The organism is Paenibacillus sp. S33 (genome assembly GCF_053615415.1).
On record NZ_JBSIEZ010000001.1, the window covers coordinates 1,448,965 to 1,468,824 of the forward strand.

Below are 19,860 nucleotides of genomic sequence, written 5' to 3' on the forward strand. Positions count from 1 at the left end.
AAAATGCTCTGCTGCCGCCCGTATCCGTCTTTTTATTCATTCGCAGTCTAAGATGTGCATCGCTTGTATATCCTGTTCTATTGTAGATATGGTAGAGGAGGCTGGCAAAGTCCCCCTGCCATTGACAGCCACGTTTTTGAACATTACCATTAACCTTTGGAAGCAAGAACTTTGCCACACTCCGAATGGTAAAAGGTTATGTTACAGGCTAACAATTGAAGAAGGTGACTGGATTTGCAAGCACAATACAGATCGACCCGGGCCGAAATCAACCTGGATCACCTTGGCGCCAACTATGAAGCTTTTCGCAAGGCATTGCCAGCGGATAAGCTGATACTGGTCTGTGTCAAGGCTAATGCCTACGGACACGGTGCCGTGGAAATTTCAAAGGAATTGGAACGCCTTGGTGCGGATTATTTGAGCGTCGCTTTTCTGGATGAAGCGTTGGAGCTTCGTCATGCGGGGGTTCAGCTACCAATTCTAGTACTCGGTTATACCTCACCGGAAGCTGTACAAACGGCTTGGGAGCATGATATCTCATTGACAGTGTTCAGTGAGGAAGTGCTGGAGGGTATCCGCAGACTGGACCGCCAAGGAAACGAACGCAAGTTGAAGGTGCACATCAAAATAGACAGCGGCATGGGAAGACTGGGTTTGCTGCCTGGAGAAGAGGCTATGGCTTTTGTTCGGCAGGCTAACGAATTAGAGCAAGTGCTGCTGGAAGGCATGTACACCCATTTTGCCCGCGCGGATGAAGAAGACAAAAGCTATACACTGCTACAATATGATCGGTTTCGGGGCGTGGCGGAAGCGCTAAGGGAACAAGGTATCACCATTCCCATTATACATACGGGCAACAGCGCCGCCACCATTGATACCCCTTCTCTTTCCCCCAATTTGGTGCGGATTGGTATCAGTATATACGGTCTGTACCCGTCTGATGAGGTTAACCGGCAAGCTATTGAGCTGCTGCCTGTATTGTCTTTGAAGACGGCGGTGGTTTATACCAAGACGCTTCCTCCCGGCTGGGGAGTTAGCTATGGCACCCGGTATGTAACCTCCAGTGAAGAACGGATCGGTACACTGCCAATCGGCTATGCGGATGGATACTCCCGCATGCTGAGTGGGAAGATCGAAGTGTTGATACGCGGTCGCCGCGTCCCGGTACTCGGTACGATTTGCATGGACCAGTGTATGGTATCCTTACAATCTTTCGCAGAAGATGCGGAAGAAATCCAAACCGGCGAAGAGGTTGTTCTCATCGGCCAGCAGTCCGGCGAAACTATCGCGGCGGATGAGCTGGCATCCAAGCTTGGTACGATCCACTATGAGGTGATCTGCATGATCGCAGACAGGGTACCGCGTGTATACACACGAGGTCATGTTCCTGTTGTTCGAGTGAACTCGCTTCTTCCAACCCGCTGGAATTAATTTCATAACGCAAATTACCGAATAAAAGCAGGAGTTTTCGCAGAACGTCCCGAAATATGTACAAAAGAAAGAAAAGAGCGCTATAACTGTCAAAAGACGCATCAGGCTCCGCTGACACTTGTATTTCGGGGATCAAACGCCTGTACGAAAACGAACTGCGTAGTTTATAATGGAATGCAGCATAGATGATATACGAATATCATATACATTCTCTTGTATTCCGTTTGAATAAATTACCGGGAATAACGTTATAATGGTACAATGGCGACAAGGTTTTGGGGGTGGAAGAGAAGTTGGCCAATTTGCAGAACACCAAAAGAATAATGATCAGTTTGCCAGATCATCTCTTGCAGGAAGTGGACGGGATCGTAGCTATGGAAAATTCCAACCGCAGTGAATTTATCAGGCAGGCCATGAAGCTGTATGTAGGCGAACGTAAAAAACGTTACATTCGTGAAGCTATGCAGCGTGGATACATGGAAATGGCTAAAATTAACTTAACCATGGCATCCGAAGCCTTTCACGCGGAGGAAGATGCAAACAGCACCTTGGGCCGTACAGTTAGCGGGGTGTAATCCATATTGATCGTAAAGCGCGGCGACGTTTTTTTTGCAGACCTTTCACCCGTAGTCGGTTCCGAGCAAGGTGGCGTCAGACCTGTGCTGATCATTCAAAATGATATCGGCAACCGGTTTAGTCCTACTGTGATCGTAGCAGCCATCACCGCCCAGATTCAGAAGGCAAAGCTGCCTACACACGTGGAAATCGACGCGGCGACGCATGGCTTTGATCGTGATTCTGTTGTTCTTCTGGAGCAAATTCGGACGATCGACAAGCAAAGGCTTACCGACAAAATCACCCATTTAGATGAAGAAACCATGCGCAAAGTGAGCGATTCGCTACAAATCAGTCTCGGTTTGATTGATTTTTAGCGTGATGGAACGACGAGTGAAACGGGAAAAGGGCAGCGCTTGGGCGCTGTCCTTTTGTTTGTCCGATGAAAAATGCAGGTAGGGCTTGCTTTAACGTCACCTGCTGGCGCTTTGAATCATTTTTTGTGATAATGAAAGACATGGTGTAAGACAAGAGCTGTGAGGAAGAAGGGATAGGTTTGTCTAACGAGGAAACGAAGACGGAAATCCGGCAGGAGCCGAACGAAGCAGAACGCCAAGAGCGGATTGTCAAACAAGTGGCGAGAGAGCTGTCGCTGGCACTCAAGCAAATCCGGACAACGATCAGTTTGTTGGATGAAGGGAATACAATTCCTTTTATCGCGCGTTATCGTAAGGAAATGACAGGAGAGCTGGATGAAAATCAGCTACGTGAAATTGAAGATCGTGTGGTGTATTTGCGTAATCTGGAGGATCGTAAGGTAGAGGTCATCCGCATTATTGATGAGCAGGGCAAGCTGACGGAAGACCTGCAGGCTGCTATCACCTCTGCGGTTAAACTTCAGGAAGTGGAGGATCTATACCGTCCGTATCGGCAAAAGCGCAAAACCCGCGCCAGTGTAGCAAAGGAACGGGGACTGGAGCCGCTCTCCATCTGGATCTGGAGCCAGCCGAAGCAGGGCGATGCTCTGAAAGAAGCCGAGTCTTATGTAAATGCGGAACTGGGAGTGGACAGCGCCGAGGCGGCCATCCAAGGAGCCTTAGATATTTTAGCTGAAAATATAGCGGATGATGCGGCTATTCGCCAATGGGTACGTCGATATACGCTGGACCATGGTATGTTGACCTCCGAAGCGAAGGATGCGGAGCAAGAATCCGTGTATGAGAACTACTATAGCTATCGTGAACTTGCTAAGAAAATGCCACCTCACCGTATTCTGGCGATTAATCGCGGAGAGCGGGAAGGCATTCTTAAGGTTGGTCTGGAGGTAGTGCCAGATTCCATCTACAATTACGTGGCAGGTCAAGTGATTAAAGGATCATCAGTCGTGCAAGATCTGCTCCGCAGTGTCATCGAGGATGCGTACAAAAGACTTATTGCGCCGTCTATCGAGCGTGAAGTGCGCGCTGAAATGACGGAGAAGGGCGAGCAGCAGGCCATCTCCATCTTTGCAGGCAACTTGCGGAGTCTGTTGCTACAGGCTCCGATCAAGGGCCGACGTGTGCTCGGTGTCGATCCGGCCTATCGGACAGGCTGTAAGCTGGCGGTTGTCGATGACACAGGCAAGCTGCTGGAAGTGGCAGTGACGTATCCGACACCGCCGAACAACAAGAAGCGCGAGGCTGCTGAAAAGTTCAAGCAGCTGATTGCCCAATACGGTATCGAATTGATTGTCATTGGTAACGGAACTGCTTCGCGCGAGACAGAGCAATTCGTAGCGGAAGTCATCGCGGACATTGGTGACAGCAGTCTAGCGTATCTGATCGTCAATGAGGCGGGCGCGAGCGTATATTCTGCCTCCAAGCTGGCACAGGAGGAATTTCCCGATTTGGACGTGGCCGAGCGCAGTGCGGCTTCCATCGCACGTCGTGTGCAGGACCCGCTGGCTGAGTTGGTCAAAATTGAGCCGAAGGCTATTGGTGTAGGCCAATACCAGCATGATGTGTCGCAGAAACATCTGGATGAAAGCTTAAAGGACGTTGTCGAATCAGCCGTTAACCATGTCGGTGTGGATGTGAACACGGCTTCCTCTGCGCTGTTATCCTATGTAGCAGGGATCAACGCGACGATTGCCAAAAACATCGTTAAGTACCGTGAGGAAAACGGAAAATTCAGCAACCGTCGTCAGTTGCAGAAGGTGCCGCGTCTTGGTGCAAAAACCTACGAGCAATCTGTAGGATTTATCCGTATACCGGGTGGAGAAAATCCACTGGACCGCACACCGATTCACCCTGAATCGTATGCTGTCGTAGACCGCCTGTTGGCGGAACTGAACATCAGCGCTCACGATCTGGGTACTAAGACTGCAATGGAAGCACTGAGTGTGTCCAACATTGACGAACTGGCCGCCAAGCTGGAAGTCGGCGTGCCGACACTGAAGGATATTCTGGACAGCCTCCAGCGTCCGGGCCGTGACCCACGTGACGAGCTGCCGTTGCCGGTATTCCGCAAGGATGTGCTGAAGATCGAGGATCTGGCACCGGGTATGGAGCTTCAGGGAACCGTCCGCAATGTCATTGATTTCGGCGCGTTTGTCGATATTGGTATTAAAAGTGACGGGTTGGTTCATATTTCACAGCTGCGCAGTGGCTTCGTAAAGCATCCGATGGATGTCGTATCTGTCGGTGATAACGTAACGGTGTGGGTGTTGAATGTTGATTTGAAAAAAGGCAGGGTTGGTCTGACGATGAAACCTCCTGCAGAGGCGCAATCGCAGGCATAATACTTTAAATAAAGCTGTACAACCTTCTTGTGAAGGTATAACAAAAGCCGGAAGCTCCGAACTGTATCGGAGATTCCGGCTTTCATTTTTGGATACCTTTAGCTTTTACCCGTTGTTGGCATCGAACTCCACGCCAGGTGCTTTATGATAAAAAAACCAACAATCGTTCAACAGTTTAATTTGGCGCCGGTCCTTTTTGTAAAAGGCCCGCATGAGCTGGTTGCTGAGCCATTGAGGCAAGCCGATCTCCTCCTCTGCGTTACATCTGTATGTTTAGCATATGGGGTGGGTACCTAAAGTGTGCTTATGAATTGGGGGTTAGACTTCGGTCGTTATTTTATAATATGCTTGTCAGTAAGGAGCAAAGGAGGAGAGACCGTTAGGATGGAGTCCAAGTCCCTGAGCAATTCAATGAACCATTCAATGAGCCGTTCTATGAGTAATGAAGAGCTTCAAGAATGGGTAGAGCGCATTTCGCTGGAGAGCTTCGGCGTGCCGTTTCGACATCAAGCCACCTTTAATGCGCGCTTGTCTTCCACAGGTGGTAGGTATTTCATGAAAAGTCATCATATTGAAATTAATCCACATCAACTCGCAGCTTACGGACGTTCTGAGGTGGAGAAAATTATTAAGCATGAGCTGTGCCATTATCATTTGCATTTGCGCGGGATGGGCTATCAGCATCGAGATGCTGACTTCAAAGCATGGCTGGCCCGTGTAGGAGGAAGCAGGCATTGTCAGACTCTGCCGGGAAGAACGGAACGTAAGCCTCAGCCTTATCGTTACAAGCTAGTATGCGTTTCCTGTAAACAGGAGTATATGCGCAAGCGTAAGATGAATCCTCAGCGGTATCGCTGTGGGAAATGTGGAGGGAAGCTTCGCCTGTTGGCACTTGACGGCACCCCCTGAATCATGGTAAATTAACCATACTGTAAGATAATTTACAGTAATGTTCCCTGATAGCTCAGTTGGTAGAGCACTCGACTGTTAATCGAGTTGTCACAGGTTCGAGTCCTGTTCGGGGAGCCATGGAGAGGTACCCAAGTGGCTATAAGGGGACCCTCTGCTAAGGGGTTAGGCTGCGAAAGCGGTGCGAGGGTTCGAATCCCTCTCTCTCCGTTGGTATTTTAAGTAGAAAAAGGACGCTCGTATGCATTGTAATGATGCTTGCGAGCGTCCTTTTCGTCTATATCTGCTTTGAGAATAACGGTAGACTGAAATCGTTTAAATGGAGAGGGGACGTGCTGCGTACAGCTTGAAGCGGCGTTAGCCTGTCTTGTACACAGCCAATGACGTCTATTTCACGGTGTCAGCCTCGACTGTCTTGAGTATGTTCAACAGAGCATGAGCGACGCCATCTTCCGCATTAGTCAGAGTCACTTGGGAGCAGACAGCCTTGATGTCGTCTTTTGCATTGCCCATGGCAATGCCTGTTCCTGCCATTGTCAGCATGGAGATATCATTGTAGCTGTCCCCAATCGCTACGGCTTCCTGCATGGGAATGCTCAGATGATTCGCTAGATAACGCAATGCATTACCTTTAGACGCATCCCTATGCTCGACTTCAAAGTTACGGTCTGAAGAGATGACCATGTTCAGGCCCTGAAAACCTCGGTAACGCTCACGACCCCGCTCTAATTTGGCTTGATCAAAGGAGAAACAGAGCACGTTATAAATCTCTACATCCAGTGGAATGTCCTCATATGAAGCGATGCGGGTATGTCCGGTCTGTTCATATTGTTTTTCAGCTGCATGTAATAAAGTATCCAGCGAAATATCCGGGTTGGAGCTCAGCAAGCGGTCCATTTCAACAGCAAGCAGCTGATGTCCGTTTTGTGGAGAATAAATAGCGCGGTCTGTCATGACCTCATAGTAAAAGTCGTTGTCATGCAGCCAGCTCAGCACTTCAAACGTTTCACTGCGGCCCATAGGAGTAGAGGTTAACTGACGACGATGCACATCGTGTACGGTTGCACCGTTTGCTCCAATGACTGGAGTTATAAGCTCTGCTTCCTCTAGCTTCGTCCAGGCGTCATAAGCGGCTCTACCAGTGGCAATTGTCACCTGAACGCCTTGCTGCTGTGCTTGGCGTATAGCCTCCGCGTTCACTTTGCTTATTTTTCCTTCCTCGTTCAGCAGTGTTCCATCCATATCAATCGCAAACAGTTTCATTTCTCTCCAGCTCCTGTCTTTTGATATCTCTGTGATAAATCTTGAGTTCTAGCTAAGCAGTTTCATATTTTATGAGGGTACAACAACTTCAACATCATAATGTTGCAAAATTTCCAGCATCGCTGGTTCTGGCAATCTGTCGGTAATCACGATATTAACTTCAGACAGATCGGCAAAACGATATGGAAAATTGATTCCGAATTTCGAATGGTCCGCAAGGATGATCACCTGATCTGCCTGCTTCATCATCTGATGCTTCAGCATACCGTCTTCTTCATGAATCAGGCTTAGTCCGTGGGCAGATATACCACCAATCCCGATAAAGGCTTTGTCTACAAAATAGTGAGACAAAGTGGCGATCACGGAGGAGCCATATACATATCGGTGTTCTTTTTGCAGGCGGCCTCCCAACAGATGTATGGAGACACCGTCTTTTCCAGATAGCACGTCAGCCTGATTGATTGAATTGGTGATGACCGAACATTCCTGCACATTCAGTCTTTCTGCACACGCCTGTACGGTGGTAGAGGAATCCAATATAATACGATCCTTATCTCGTACCATGCTGGCAGCCAGCTGTCCGATCACTTGTTTCTCCTCGGATACAGTAAGTAGTCTTTCGTTATAATTTCCAATTGGATCGTGATGAAGTGTAGGGAGAAGAGCGCCACCGCGGGTGCGAATAATTTTTTGATGTTCTTCAAGTTTTACGAGGTCTCGACGGGCCGTATCTCGTGAAACATTAAAAAATTCACAAATATCATCCACCGAAATACGTTTATGAAGCTGTAAGTAATCAACGATTTTTAACATTCGTTCTTCCTGATACATAGAAAGCTCCTCTGATATATAATTATTTCGGTATCTTGTAAGTGATTATAAGTAAATACAAGTGATATTGCAATCGTTCATCGCTATTTTCAGGATTTTAGTGATTTAAGATAAGGGATTGTAAGTTAATATGCATTTTGTACTTATAAAAACTGCTTTTTTAAAAATTTTAGAAATAAGTATTGCCATTCGTTATTCTATTTGATATACTCTTTCTTGTCGCCAAGTTGGCGCATAATAATAAGGCCCGTTGGTCAAGGGGTTAAGACACCTCCCTTTCACGGAGGTAACAGGGGTTCGAATCCCCTACGGGTCATTGTTGTCTTTATAGACTACATGTTGCATGCTTAAGGGAAATTCCTGAGGTCTGGTCTAATGGCGGACAGCTTGGATGAACAGCATGAGCCATTAGCTCAGTTGGTAGAGCACCTGACTTTTAATCAGGGTGTCGAAGGTTCGAGTCCTTCATGGCTCACCATTTATATTTTGTTATGCGGTCGTGGTGGAATGGCAGACACGCTATCTTGAGGGGGTAGTGAGCGTACGCTCGTGGAGGTTCGAGTCCTCTCGACCGCATCAATGGAATAAACGGAAAAGTCTCTCGCGGTAGAGGCTTTTTTTATTTGTGTAGTGATGTAATAAAGTAATGATTATGATGAAATAATGATTCCATAGTATAATATAATGCCATAATGTTATAGAATGATAAGTATAAACTTATGAAGTGACGGTGAAAAATATGGACACTCAACTGTTAGGAAATATATCAGAAAATATTTTGGGCTTGTTTCCGATTGTGAAGAAGAAATTTTTCACCTACGGTCCGCTCGATTTCCCATTACATTTGTCGCCTAATAACTTTCAGGTATTACTGCTTCTGCGTGAGGTGCGCTTGTCTACGGTATCTGATTTATCCAAACAGCTCAATGTCTCACGTCCGAACATGACTCCTCTTCTGGACAAACTGGTGGAGCATGGGTTGGCTGACCGCCAGTCGTGTGATTCGGATCGCAGAGTCGTGAATGTGGCGATTACACAGGAAGGCGATGCTTTTTGTGAACAGGTATTTCATACCTTCTCCAATAAAATTCAAGAAAGACTGGTGTATCTGCCAGAAGAAGATTTATTGCATCTGAGCGAAACTTTGAATGAATTGAAGCATATCTTACTTAAAATCGACAACGCTGCTACGTGATTAGCGTAAGTGAACTGGCTTAAAGACCGCCCTTTCTTCGGAAAACAGGCGGTTTTTGTTGCGTGTTGTGGTATAATGGAAACCAACATACATAATTCGGTAATTTTAGCATACGTGATCTTTGAAATGAGAACAGAGAACATGATATCGTTATTTGAGAGCCTGCTAGGGAGGAAGGAACTTCTATGCAATCTATTTACCATCGCATTGAGGAACTCATCAAGGAACGGGGAATGACGAAAAAGGCGTTCTGCCAGCAGTTAGGCATTAGTACAGGGAACTTCGGGGATTGGAAAAGAGGAAAAACGACGCCGGGCACGAATAAACTCATTGAAATCGCTTCTTTTTTTGATGCCAGTCTGGATTGGATTATGCTGGGTCGAGATGTACAGGGTGAGGTGCTGAAGGAGTCGCAAGACCCTTATTTTTTTGACGCTTCAGGGCAACTGAATTGCCAGGGGGAACCGCTTAGTGAGGCGGAAAGAAATTTTATACTTGAGTATATTGAATTTACCCGCTTTCGTAAAGAGAAAAACCAGCGCAATTCTACTATGGGGTAATGGTTGCTTAGGATTTGATGAGGATTACTAATGAGTAAGGCTGAAAAATGAAAATTATTTCAGAAAAAGTTACTGTGTCGGAGGGGAAACATTTTGGGAGATCAAACTATTTATCAGCGGATTGAAGCTTTGATTAAGGATCGCGGAATGACCAAGAAGGCATTTTGTGAAAAACTTAAAATCAGTTCAGGGAATCTCGGTGATTGGAGAAGAGGTAAAACAACGCCGGGTACCGCCCATTTGATTCAGATTTCGGACTTTTTTAATGTATCGCTTGATTGGTTAATGAAAGGGATTAAGCCAGGGGAAGGCGTACTTCAGGAGCAGAAGGCTGCTTATTTTTTTGGAGTGATGGGGCCACTGAATTGCCAGGCAGAAGATCTTGAGACGGAAGAACAGAATTTTATTTTAGAATATGTTGAATTTGCGAAATACCGTAAGCAAAAAAGTGAGAAGGATAAAACAAAGCCGGAATAATTTTTTGGCTAAAGATCGTCTGGGTTGAAAACCCGTAAACGAACTGGAGGGGTTCGCTTTACGGGTTTATTTGGTTTCTGGGTGATATGGAATGACCTATATGTAACTGGAATGCTTGTTGGATTTAGAGTGGCGGTGCCTCCTTATAATCGTTATCGTCGATGTTCAGAATTGCAGCAACTTGTTTTCTGTACCTTTGTGCTTTGCGGGTGCCGTGAATCAGATTGGACAAGCGTGAAGGCGGAATATTGTGTGTCTCACAAAATGTTTTCTGATCCAGTCGAAGTTCGACAAGCCGTTGTTTGATGGCCCACCCGAAGGAGGTGACAGGCATTTTGTTGTTCAAGAGAAATCGCCCCTTACGGATTCTTGCGGAATAATTGGTGTGTTATAATAATCATCAGTAAACATGTTAGAATTAACCATCTGAAACTATGATACACTTTTATACGTGTTTTTACAATCGCAAATACGTTATTTTGTTGAATTAATTACTTAATTAAGTGCTAGGTGGTTCTGATAACCCGTCTAGAGTCTACTAATAGTGTGAATTTCGATTATGTGTGAATAAAAAACACTCTGCCACCTGAGGAAAGGGACAGAGTGTTTTTGGTGTTGCTGCCAGATTGGTGAAGCGACGCATCAGGGGGATGCTGGAAGGCGTTTGAATAGACCTGAGGAGGAAAACAGTCTAGGCTCATCCAATTGGCTATTATGGCTCATATAAAGCGGTAGAGTGATGTAGGAGTTGCACCAATGTCTGTGAAGAAAGCGACGCTGAAATGTGGTTGGCTCAGGTTCGTTAAGCTTCTTCCATGCGGAGAGCAGCTCGCTGGTCATACGCTCCATAAAAGGGTTCTTTTCCTCATAGGGAGGATTGAGTAGTTTGAAGGCATCTTCCACACAGAAGGACACCGCTGCGCCAAGATAGCCGTGCATGGTCTGTTCTACATCGTTTCCGAGGAGGAAGTTAATCCAGGTGTGAACGGTAGCGAGTGTGCCAATTGCATTGTATTGAATGAGTATAGATTCCAACTGGTCAAATTCAAGCCAAGGATAAAGAGCCTTAGCGAGCTTAAGTAGACGCTGACCGGATAGACGCAACTCCTTCACATGCTGCAAGGAGGGACGTTGGGTATGCAGCATCTTATCAATGAGAGCGATTCGCCAACCGTCATTCTGCTGGATGGCGACATACAGACTTTTGATAGCCATGCCGTCAACGGTTGTAAATTGAGGATACAAATCATCCAGCATGTAATGTTCCAGATCTTGTAGACTGTTCAAATGTCCGTTGCGGAATAGTTTCTCCAGTCCGTTAAAACGGGTGAAGCCACCAACAGGTAGGGAAGGGTCCAACAATAATGCATAGTTCAGCAAACGGTTGCCTTTATGCAGGGCGGTTCGCCTCCTCGAAGTGAATCCTTATGTTATATTATTTCACTCTTTACTTAGGGATAACGAAAAAATTCGAAATGTATGTAATATATTTTTACATTTTAGTAGCCCTTTTGTCAAATTAAATATTATTATCGCTCATATATGTTAGGTAAAATAACATATAAAATAATTATTATATTTGTGTTTACAAATAGTTGATGAGAGAGTATAATAAATCTGTTGCCTCAATACATTATGATTTGCGGTCGTGGTGGAATGGCAGACACGCTATCTTGAGGGGGTAGTGGGCGTACGCCCGTGGAGGTTCGAGTCCTCTCGACCGCATTATATGCAAGACCTAGTTGAAAAAGCATCCTGACACGGTTTACGTGAAGGGATGCTTTTTTTGTTTTAATAACTGTGATAAAGAAGAATATCAGTTTTGCTGCAAAAGCTTCTCTATATCTCCCGCCAGCTTATCTGGAGTGGTTTGCGGTGCATAGCGCTTAAATACGTTACCTTCTCGTGTAATTAAGAATTTAGTAAAATTCCATTTGATCGCTTTGGACCCTAATACCCCCGGAGCTGTTTGGGTCAGGTAGCGAAATAAGGGGTGCGCTTGATCGCCATTGACATCTGTCTTGGCGAACATCGGAAAGGTAACACCATAATTGATCTGGCAAAACTCGGAAATCTCCTCGCTGGAACCTGGCTCTTGTTTGGCGAATTGGTTGCTGGGAAATCCTAAAATTTCGAGCCCCAGTTCATGGTACTGGTCATATAGCTCTTGTAACGCTTTGTATTGGGGGGTTAACCCGCATTTGCTGGCTGTGTTCACAATAAGCAGAACATTCCCTTTATATGTGGATAACGGAATTGGTTTCCCTTGCAGGGTTTGCGCATCATATTCATAAACGGTCATAGTATCTCTCCTTATTCAATATTCAGCAATTAAATTGTAAGCAATTCAAAGTAAGGTTGCAAGTCTGGAAAAGCTGTATTAAGCCTTTAGCCGCTGTAAAATCGTATTTTGTTCAAAACAGTAAATCGCATTGCAAATGGAGCGAATTAAGGTGTTTCTTCTTATAAAAGCGGGTTCAATCGGTGTTTAGCTGGTACATATAGCGTATTTTCTTCTCTTTTTACAAAAAAAGGCCAAAAACGCTCTACCCTACGCCAATATTGACATGCTTGTCATTTTCGAAAAGGGATGAAAAACAGAGATTGAGTGAGCTGTGAGAAGCATAGTTGCATTGTAAGCGTTATTATTAATCTTCTATGCTCTAAAGGCCGATTTATAACCCCGCAGTTGAGCTTTACAGTCTTCCATGCGCGGGTGTATGATTCAAGACGTAATTTCAAATTAACTTGAATGAAGCAACAACGAAATGTCTATAGCGCTGAATTTTGCAGTTGCAAAAGCGGGGGAACCAATCGAGACTGTACGGCTTGCCGTGGGTCTCATGGGGTGAATTTTCCGGTCAAGTGCCAGAAATAGGGCGACTCTCACGTCCGAATCCGACAGCTAACCTCGTAAGCGTACAGGGAGAGGCAACAAACCGCCGTGTGCAGCCATGGTTTATTTTATCATGGATATGTCAGAAGCCGGAGGAAAGCCTTTTTCCTTCGGCTTCTTTTTGTTGTCTTTTTATACCGGGAGAGGAGCTACTGATGGAAGGTCGGTTAATTATTGTCACTGCACCGAATGAAGCGGGCAGAAGTTTTGTGAAATTGCTTATTTTCAAAAAATTGGCGTTTGCAGTTCTGACGAATAGCGCCCAGGAGGAACGACAGCTCAAAAAAATGGGTGTGGAGCACATTGTCCGCATCAATACCATGCAAGCGGGAAAATGGAATTTTCCAAAAAAAGAAATTGGTAGTGTGTATTTGTTCGAGAACAGCTTGAATCTGACTTGCCGTTTCCTGCAAATATGTCGGCCGCTAACATCGGAATCGATCTATGTTATTACGCACGGCTGTAATCCACAAGGAATTTATCGAGGATTGGGAGCGGACCATGTGATCTACACATTGAACGGAGAGGTGGGTTTTCTGCTGAACGGATAAGCACTTATAACATAGTTGTTTTATGATTTTATGATGAAATAAGAATGGCGATCTGAGGACCGATACGGAGGGTATGAACATGATGGATATATACATGCTGCTCGTCATGGCTGTGAGTTATGGAGTGATACTGCTGTTTGTACGCTGGTGTGATGCGCAGACCTCTAAAGGAGGACGAAGAGGATGATCGTTATACTTGGGCTTACGGCTATTGTGTTTATGTATTTAATCTACGCACTCCTGAACCCTGAAAAGTTCTAGTCACTGGTAGGGATAGAGCGGGCGGGAACAACAGATCTGAACATTAAAGCATCATAGGTAGCAGGTTTTCGCAAACGTGTGCACACAATTGGTGCTCTGGAAGCAGGCCTGTTGTTCCAAACGCAGGAGCATTTTGAAGGAGGAATAAAGGATGGAGCTGCTTCAAATTGGAATTGTGATCGTTATATTGCTGCTCTTGGTAAAGCCAATGGGTACATATATGTATCATGTATTCTCGAATGAACCCAATCGGACGGATCGGATTTTTGGCAGAACAGAAAAGCTGATTTATAAGGTAGTAGGCTTGAAGAAAGTGGAGAGCATGCGTTGGACTACGTATGTTATGAGTTTCATTGCTACGAACGCCGTGCTTGTGGCAATCAGCTACTTGCTGTTGCGTTTACAGGGAATGCTTCCCGGTAATCCGGCTGGAAACAGTAATATGGAAGCATCACTAGCTTTTAATACGGTAATCAGCTTTATGACGAATACGAATCTCCAACATTATAGCGGAGAAAGCGGGCTTACGTATCTGACACAGATGGCGTTCGTCACGATGATGATGTTCACTTCGGCTGCTTCCGGTTTTGCGGTTGCTGCGGCTTTTATGAGAGGATTGACGCGGCGCGGTGAAGGAATGGGCAATTTCTTTCAAGATTTTATTAAAGCCATTATAAGAATTTTCCTGCCGCTGGCCTTTGTGCTTACGCTGGTGCTGGTTGGATTGAAGGTACCCCAGACGCTACAGCCTACGGCGGATATTACGACGCTGAGCGGAACACAGCAGCAGATTTCTATGGGACCCATTGCTTCTCTGGAGTCCATCAAGCATTTGGGGACAAACGGGGGGGGTTATGCGGGAGCTAACTCTGCGCACCCTTTTGAAAATCCAAGTCCTTGGACGAACGTGCTGGAAATTTTGGCAATGTGGGTAATGCCGGCTTCGTTGCCGTATACCTTTGGATTGTTTGCCCGTAATCGTAAGCAGGGCTGGATTATTTTTAGCTCCATGATGGTATTGTTTCTTATTTTTCTATCCATTACGTATGTGTCTGAAAAGACAGGTAATCCGTTAATCCAGACACTGGGTGTGGATGCTTCTCAGGGAAGCATGGAAGGGAAAGAGGTTCGTTTCGGCATTGGACAATCGGCATTATTCACTGCGGTCACAACAGCGGCAACGACAGGTTCAGTCAATAATATGCATGATACACTAACCCCACTGGGTGGTATGGCTGCTTTGGGAGAAATGATGCTAAACGTCATTTTTGGCGGCAAGGGTGTCGGACTGATGAATATGCTGATGTATGCGATTCTGGGTGTGTTTATATGCGGACTGATGGTCGGGAGAACTCCGGAATTTATGGGGAGGAAAATTGAAGGCAAGGAAATGAAGCTGATCGCGATTGCCATTTTGGTACATCCGTTTCTCATTCTCGCCCCAACTGCACTTGCATTTATGAGTCATTGGGGATACGATGCGGTCACGAACCCTGGCTATCACGGGTTGACTCAGGTGCTCTATGAATATGCGTCATCTGCCGCAAATAACGGTTCGGGATTTGAAGGCCTTTCGGATAACAATGTATTCTGGAACATGACGACGGGGATGGTTATGTTCTTCGGCCGATATGTATCTATGATTGCATTGTTGGCTGTGGCGGCTTCGTTGAATGCCAAAGCACCGACTCCGGTGACGACGGGGACACTGCGCACGGACAACAAGTTATTTGGAGCCATTCTGATCGGGGTCGTGCTGCTGATTGGTGCGTTGACCTTTTTACCCGTCATCGTATTGGGACCTGTTGCTGAATTTTTGACCATGTGAAGAAGAAAATGAGAATGGATGAACGGGGTGTTTGATCATGAAGGAACAACGCAAACACATGCTGGACAGAAGCATCTTGAAGCATGCGATCAAGGATAGCTTTATAAAATTAAATCCGATGATTATGATGAAAAATCCTGTCATGTTCGTCGTGGAGATCGGTACATTGGTCGTGCTGCTCATGTTACTGTTTCCTGGTTATTTTGGAACTGGTAAGGAAATGGGCTTTAACCTGGCCGTGTTTGTTATTCTGTTGTTTACGTTGCTTTTTGCTAATTTTGCCGAAGCGCTCGCAGAGGGGCGGGGTAAGGCACAAGCTGCCTCTTTAAAAAAATCCAAGCAGGATACACAAGCTAACAAGCTCATCGGAAATGACATTCAGGTGGTTAGCTCAACCGAATTGCGTAAGGGGGACGTGGTTATTGTCTCCCAAGGCGAGATGATTCCAAGCGATGGTGAGGTCATTGAAGGTCTGGCTTCGGTGGATGAATCTGCAATTACGGGAGAATCGGCTCCGGTCATCAAGGAATCGGGTGGTGATTTTTGCTCGGTAACCGGCGGGACGCGGGTAGTCAGTGACCGGATTAAGGTGCGAATTACGACAGAGCCGGGCGAGACATTTATTGATAAAATGATTTCGCTCGTGGAAGGCGCACAGCGGCAAAAAACGCCGAATGAGATTGCACTGAACACTTTGTTGATTAGCTTGACGATTATTTTTCTAATTGTGGTGGTTACGCTAGCGCCGATTGCCCGTCATTTTAACATTGATTTGCCTGTTCCTGTGCTGATTTCGTTGCTAGTCTGTCTGATTCCGACTACGATTGGAGGACTGCTGTCAGCTATCGGGATTGCCGGTATGGACCGGGTCACCCAGTTTAACGTACTGGCCATGTCAGGCAAGGCGGTAGAAGCTTCTGGGGATATCAACACGATGATTCTGGATAAAACAGGTACAATCACCTTCGGGAACCGAATGGCGAGCGAATTCGTGCCTGTGGAGGGCGTGGAGAAGGCAGAGTTAGTGAAGTGGGCAGCGATTAGCTCTATGAAGGATGAGACGCCAGAGGGCCGCTCGGTTCTCGAATTGATGCGCAAACAGGAGCATACGTTGGATGCATCCTTGGCAGCAGGTGGAACCTTTATCGAATTCAAGGCGGAGACCCGGATGAGTGGTCTGGATCTGGCCGATGGACGAAAGGTACGCAAGGGCGCGGTGGATTCTGTTCGGCAATGGATCGTATCGCAAAACGGCAGTGTTCCAGCCGATCTGGAGGAAAAAGCGAATCAGGTAGCCTCTGAAGGAGGTACACCGCTGGCAGTCGCGCTGGATGATCAGATATACGGCATTATTTATTTGAAAGATACAGTGAAGCCAGGCATGAAGGAACGGTTTGATCAGCTCCGGGAAATGGGTATCCGTACGATCATGTGTACCGGAGATAATCCGCTAACAGCAGCTACAATTGCACGAGAAGCGGGTGTGGACGACTTTGTAGCTGAGAGCAAGCCGGAGGACAAAATCGCGGTTATCCGACGTGAGCAGGAACAGGGAAAGCTGGTTGCCATGACCGGAGACGGCACCAATGATGCACCTGCGCTGGCGCAAGCGGATGTCGGTCTGGCCATGAATAGCGGCACAGTCGCGGCCAAAGAAGCAGCTAATATGGTGGACCTGGATTCCGATCCGTCCAAAATTATTGAGGTGGTCGCGATCGGCAAGCAGCTGCTTATGACGCGCGGAGCATTGACAACGTTCAGCATTGCGAACGATGTTGCCAAATATTTTGCCATCATCCCGGCGATGTTCATGCTGGCCATTCCACAAATGGGCGCTTTGAACGTCATGGGGCTTGGCTCCCCGCTGTCCGCTATTTTGTCGGCGCTGATCTTTAACGCGGTTATTATTCCGCTTCTGATTCCGCTGGCCATGAAGGGCGTGAAGTATAAGCCGATGAGCTCGGATCGCCTGCTGGGACGGAATTTGCTGATTTACGGTCTGGGCGGTATGGTCGTACCGTTTGTCGGCATTAAGGCTATTGATTTGCTGGTGCATTTGTGGATTTAGCGCAGAAAGGGTGAACGACATGAGTGGTTTTTATCGGATGATGTCTGGACGCAGATTTGCAGCGCACGAAAAAGCCGAATCTGGCGGGCAAGGTCATAACAAACGTACAGGGACCGGGACAGTGTCGGAAGGACAACCGGAGAGACAAGAGATGCGAGGAAGTACAGTTATTGGAGTGGCTTTGCGAACATCGGTGCTGATGATTCTCTTGTGTGGTTTGGCATATCCGCTAGTCAGTACAGGAGTAGCGCAGGTTCTGTTTCCGCAGCAAGCAAACGGCAGTATGCTCCGTGACGCAGAGGGACGGGTGGTCGGCTCCGAACTGATTGGGCAGTCCTTTGCCGATTCGGCATTTTTTCAAGGTCGGGTATCGAGCGTTGATTACAATGGGGCTGGTTCAGGCTCAAGCAACTACGCGCCGTCGAATCCGGCCTTGATACAGCGAGTCAAGGACTCTATTGCGGATTGGCAGAAGCATAACCCGGATGTACCCGTCAGTCAGGTTCCGGTGGACCTGATTACGAACTCCGGCTCCGGTCTGGACCCGCACATCTCGCCACAGGCGGCACGGGTGCAAATTCCGCGCATTAGCGGCTTGACGGGTATCCCGCAGGATCAACTGAGAGCACTGGTGCAGGAGCAGACAGAAGGCCGCAGCGCCGGGGTATTCGGCGAGCCGCGTGTGAACGTGCTCAAGCTGAATCTCGCGCTTGAGGCGCAAATAAAGGTAGAGCCTGCCAAGCGTTGAGTATTCTTTATGTATACAGGATAAATAAAATAGGATGAACAAAAAAAGGTATCTCGCTGCCATTGGGGCTAGTGAGATACCTTTTTAATATATTCATATTTGGCTACCGATTAACCTGAAATCGTTTGGATGATGAGCACTACATTCAAGATGATAATGACAGCGGTCACGATCCAGGTTAATACTTTTTGCCACATTTTATTTGCGAATTCACCCATAATCTTTTTGTCGCTGGTAAAGAGAAGTAATGGAATGATGGCAAAGGGAAGCTGGATGGACAGGATGACCTGGCTCAGCACAAGGAGTTCCTCCGCACCTTTTTCACCTGCGATAGCAGTGACGATAACCGCTGGAATGATCGCGATGAGGCGGGTCACTAGACGACGCAACCAAGGTGAAAGACGAAGATTCAAAAAGCCCTCCATCACGATTTGTCCAGCTAAAGTGCCTGTAACGGTTGAATTTTGACCTGAGGCGAGTAACGCCACCCCAAATAGTATGCTCGCCAGTGTGGTTCCCAGTAGTGGCGAAAGCAGGTAATAGGCATCACTAATTTCGGCTACATCTGTTCTTCCTGCCGTATGGAATACAGCAGCTGCCACGATCAAGATGGCGGCATTAATAAATAAAGCGAACATCAGCGCTATACTGGAATCCCAAGTTGCAAATGTAATAGCTTCCCGTTTACCTGCTGAAGTCTGCTCAAATTTGCGAGTTTGTACAATAGAAGAATGCAGATACAGGTTATGCGGCATTACAGTAGCGCCCATAATACCGATGGCAATATACAGCATGCTTGGATTCGTCAAAATTTGCGAGTCTGGTACAAAGCCGCCCAATACGCCGCCCCATTCCGGTTGTGCCAAAATGAGATTAATCCCAAAACAGCCGGCAATCGTCGCCATCAGCACAATGACAAGTGTTTCCAATGCCCGAAAACCTTTGTTTTGCAGCAGTAAAATAAGCATGACGTCAAATGCGGTAATGATGACTCCGTATAGTAACGGTAGACCAAACAGCAACTTCAGCGCAATGGCTGAACCGATGACCTCGGCCAAATCCATGGCTGCAATAGCAATTTCGCACAAGAGCCATAAGCCGATGGCGACAGGACGACTGTAGGCATCACGGCACATTTGAGCCAAATCTTTACCTGTGGCAATGCCAAGCTTGCCGGATAAGGCTTGCAGCAGGATGGCCATCAGGTTGGAGATTAGAATGACACTAAGCAGCGTGTAGCCGAATTTTGATCCGCCAGCGATGTCTGTGGCCCAGTTGCCGGGGTCCATATAGCCGACTGCGACCATATAGCCGGGTCCAGCAAAGGCAAGAAACTTCCGAAACCAGGTTCCGTCTTTCGGGACGCTCAAGGAACGATTCACTTCCGACAGTGAAGCGATTTCCGCGAAGTTACCCTTTGTATTTTTCATACGCTTCACCTTCTTTATTGATGTTGAAATATATTATTAGTGACATAACGATTGTGTTTATCTCTATTGTACACTTAC

20 protein-coding genes, 6 tRNA genes and 1 riboswitch are annotated in these 19,860 nt (G+C 46.7%); of the genes, 19 read left to right on the forward strand and 7 right to left on the reverse strand.

Going from position 1 to position 19,860, the window contains the following annotated elements:
- Positions 1-234: 234 nt before the first annotated feature.
- The 4 genes from alr (at position 235) to ACWGXJ_RS06760 (ending at position 4,765) form a co-directional block, all read left to right on the forward strand.
- Positions 235-1,431 (forward strand): alanine racemase, encoded by a 1,197-nt coding sequence (gene alr / locus ACWGXJ_RS06745; RefSeq protein ID WP_452566447.1) that lies wholly within the window; start codon positions 235-237, stop codon positions 1,429-1,431.
- A gap of 293 nt (positions 1,432-1,724) precedes the next feature.
- On the forward strand, positions 1,725-2,006 hold the full coding sequence (locus tag ACWGXJ_RS06750) for a CopG family ribbon-helix-helix protein (protein WP_007429334.1): 282 nt from the start codon (positions 1,725-1,727) through the stop codon (positions 2,004-2,006).
- A 6-nt stretch (positions 2,007-2,012) separates the two neighbouring features.
- Positions 2,013-2,363: a type II toxin-antitoxin system PemK/MazF family toxin gene (locus tag ACWGXJ_RS06755; RefSeq protein ID WP_007429335.1), complete on the forward strand. Its 351-nt coding sequence runs from the start codon at positions 2,013-2,015 to the stop codon at positions 2,361-2,363.
- A 179-nt stretch (positions 2,364-2,542) separates the two neighbouring features.
- On the forward strand, positions 2,543-4,765 hold the full coding sequence (locus ACWGXJ_RS06760; protein ID WP_322173977.1) for a Tex family protein: 2,223 nt from the start codon (positions 2,543-2,545) through the stop codon (positions 4,763-4,765).
- A gap of 105 nt (positions 4,766-4,870) precedes the next feature.
- On the opposite strand, the gene cmpA is transcribed toward ACWGXJ_RS06760, so the two are convergent.
- Positions 4,871-5,005, reverse strand: a complete 135-nt coding sequence (gene cmpA, locus ACWGXJ_RS06765) for a cortex morphogenetic protein CmpA (RefSeq protein ID WP_007429337.1) — start codon at positions 5,003-5,005, stop codon at positions 4,871-4,873.
- 144 nt (positions 5,006-5,149) lie between these two features.
- Between cmpA and ACWGXJ_RS06770 the strand changes: the two genes are divergently transcribed.
- The 3 genes from ACWGXJ_RS06770 (at position 5,150) to ACWGXJ_RS06780 (ending at position 5,884) form a co-directional block, all read left to right on the forward strand.
- Positions 5,150-5,674 (forward strand): SprT family protein, encoded by a 525-nt coding sequence (locus tag ACWGXJ_RS06770; RefSeq protein ID WP_053324897.1) that lies wholly within the window; start codon positions 5,150-5,152, stop codon positions 5,672-5,674.
- A gap of 44 nt (positions 5,675-5,718) precedes the next feature.
- A tRNA-Asn gene (locus tag ACWGXJ_RS06775) sits at positions 5,719-5,794 on the forward strand.
- Between the two features lies 1 nt (position 5,795).
- Positions 5,796-5,884: transfer RNA gene (locus tag ACWGXJ_RS06780), tRNA-Ser, on the forward strand.
- A 177-nt stretch (positions 5,885-6,061) separates the two neighbouring features.
- On the opposite strand, the gene ACWGXJ_RS06785 is transcribed toward ACWGXJ_RS06780, so the two are convergent.
- Together ACWGXJ_RS06785 and ACWGXJ_RS06790 are read right to left on the reverse strand one after the other, a co-directional pair.
- On the reverse strand, positions 6,062-6,937 hold the full coding sequence (locus ACWGXJ_RS06785) for a Cof-type HAD-IIB family hydrolase (protein ID WP_452566448.1): 876 nt from the start codon (positions 6,935-6,937) through the stop codon (positions 6,062-6,064).
- A gap of 69 nt (positions 6,938-7,006) precedes the next feature.
- On the reverse strand, positions 7,007-7,768 hold the full coding sequence (locus ACWGXJ_RS06790; RefSeq protein ID WP_013309250.1) for a DeoR/GlpR family DNA-binding transcription regulator: 762 nt from the start codon (positions 7,766-7,768) through the stop codon (positions 7,007-7,009).
- 244 nt (positions 7,769-8,012) lie between these two features.
- Between ACWGXJ_RS06790 and ACWGXJ_RS06795 the strand changes: the two genes are divergently transcribed.
- From ACWGXJ_RS06795 to ACWGXJ_RS06820, 6 genes are all read left to right on the forward strand, one after another.
- A tRNA-Glu gene (locus tag ACWGXJ_RS06795) sits at positions 8,013-8,084 on the forward strand.
- A gap of 86 nt (positions 8,085-8,170) precedes the next feature.
- Positions 8,171-8,246: transfer RNA gene (locus tag ACWGXJ_RS06800), tRNA-Lys, on the forward strand.
- Between the two features lie 15 nt (positions 8,247-8,261).
- Positions 8,262-8,344 (forward strand) — tRNA-Leu (locus ACWGXJ_RS06805).
- 163 nt (positions 8,345-8,507) lie between these two features.
- Positions 8,508-8,963 (forward strand): MarR family winged helix-turn-helix transcriptional regulator, encoded by a 456-nt coding sequence (locus ACWGXJ_RS06810; RefSeq protein WP_061829577.1) that lies wholly within the window; start codon positions 8,508-8,510, stop codon positions 8,961-8,963.
- 185 nt (positions 8,964-9,148) lie between these two features.
- Positions 9,149-9,523 carry a helix-turn-helix domain-containing protein gene (locus tag ACWGXJ_RS06815; RefSeq protein ID WP_025722343.1) on the forward strand — a complete coding sequence of 125 codons (375 nt, stop codon included), beginning with the start codon at positions 9,149-9,151 and terminating at the stop codon, positions 9,521-9,523.
- 93 nt (positions 9,524-9,616) lie between these two features.
- Entirely contained in the window at positions 9,617-10,000 is a 384-nt protein-coding gene (locus ACWGXJ_RS06820) for a helix-turn-helix domain-containing protein (protein WP_069291379.1), read from the forward strand.
- Positions 10,001-10,124: 124 nt separating this feature from the next.
- Here the strand turns inward: ACWGXJ_RS06820 and ACWGXJ_RS06825 are convergent, their stop codons facing one another.
- Together ACWGXJ_RS06825 and ACWGXJ_RS06830 are read right to left on the reverse strand one after the other, a co-directional pair.
- Positions 10,125-10,346 (reverse strand): Rha family transcriptional regulator, encoded by a 222-nt coding sequence (locus ACWGXJ_RS06825; protein ID WP_069291380.1) that lies wholly within the window; start codon positions 10,344-10,346, stop codon positions 10,125-10,127.
- Positions 10,347-10,642: 296 nt separating this feature from the next.
- Positions 10,643-11,380 (reverse strand): urease accessory protein UreF, encoded by a 738-nt coding sequence (locus tag ACWGXJ_RS06830; RefSeq protein WP_250267765.1) that lies wholly within the window; start codon positions 11,378-11,380, stop codon positions 10,643-10,645.
- Positions 11,381-11,642: 262 nt separating this feature from the next.
- Between ACWGXJ_RS06830 and ACWGXJ_RS06835 the strand changes: the two genes are divergently transcribed.
- A tRNA-Leu gene (locus ACWGXJ_RS06835) sits at positions 11,643-11,725 on the forward strand.
- 91 nt (positions 11,726-11,816) lie between these two features.
- Here ACWGXJ_RS06835 and ACWGXJ_RS06840 read toward each other — a convergent pair.
- Complete coding sequence (locus ACWGXJ_RS06840) at positions 11,817-12,302, reverse strand: glutathione peroxidase (protein WP_235307732.1); 486 nt, start codon at positions 12,300-12,302, stop codon at positions 11,817-11,819.
- Positions 12,303-12,768: 466 nt separating this feature from the next.
- Positions 12,769-12,936: riboswitch (cyclic di-AMP (ydaO/yuaA leader) on the forward strand.
- A gap of 115 nt (positions 12,937-13,051) precedes the next feature.
- Here ACWGXJ_RS06840 and ACWGXJ_RS06845 point away from each other — a divergent pair.
- From ACWGXJ_RS06845 to kdpC, 5 genes are all read left to right on the forward strand, one after another.
- Entirely contained in the window at positions 13,052-13,447 is a 396-nt protein-coding gene (locus ACWGXJ_RS06845) for a hypothetical protein (protein WP_023987603.1), read from the forward strand.
- A gap of 183 nt (positions 13,448-13,630) precedes the next feature.
- The gene (locus tag ACWGXJ_RS06850; RefSeq protein ID WP_071559652.1) at positions 13,631-13,708 is read left to right on the forward strand and encodes a potassium-transporting ATPase subunit F; all 78 of its coding nucleotides are present in this window, start codon (positions 13,631-13,633) and stop codon (positions 13,706-13,708) included.
- A gap of 151 nt (positions 13,709-13,859) precedes the next feature.
- Complete coding sequence (gene kdpA / locus ACWGXJ_RS06855; RefSeq protein ID WP_446674287.1) at positions 13,860-15,536, forward strand: potassium-transporting ATPase subunit KdpA; 1,677 nt, start codon at positions 13,860-13,862, stop codon at positions 15,534-15,536.
- A 37-nt stretch (positions 15,537-15,573) separates the two neighbouring features.
- Positions 15,574-17,604, forward strand: coding sequence for a potassium-transporting ATPase subunit KdpB (kdpB, locus tag ACWGXJ_RS06860; protein ID WP_069291384.1), 2,031 nt, complete (start codon positions 15,574-15,576; stop codon positions 17,602-17,604).
- Positions 17,605-17,623: 19 nt separating this feature from the next.
- A complete protein-coding gene (gene kdpC, locus ACWGXJ_RS06865; RefSeq protein WP_061829573.1) occupies positions 17,624-18,352 on the forward strand; it encodes a potassium-transporting ATPase subunit KdpC in 729 nt (242 codons plus the stop codon).
- Positions 18,353-18,462: 110 nt separating this feature from the next.
- On the opposite strand, the gene ACWGXJ_RS06870 is transcribed toward kdpC, so the two are convergent.
- On the reverse strand, positions 18,463-19,782 hold the full coding sequence (locus tag ACWGXJ_RS06870) for an Nramp family divalent metal transporter (protein WP_061829572.1): 1,320 nt from the start codon (positions 19,780-19,782) through the stop codon (positions 18,463-18,465).
- Positions 19,783-19,860 lie beyond the last annotated feature (78 nt).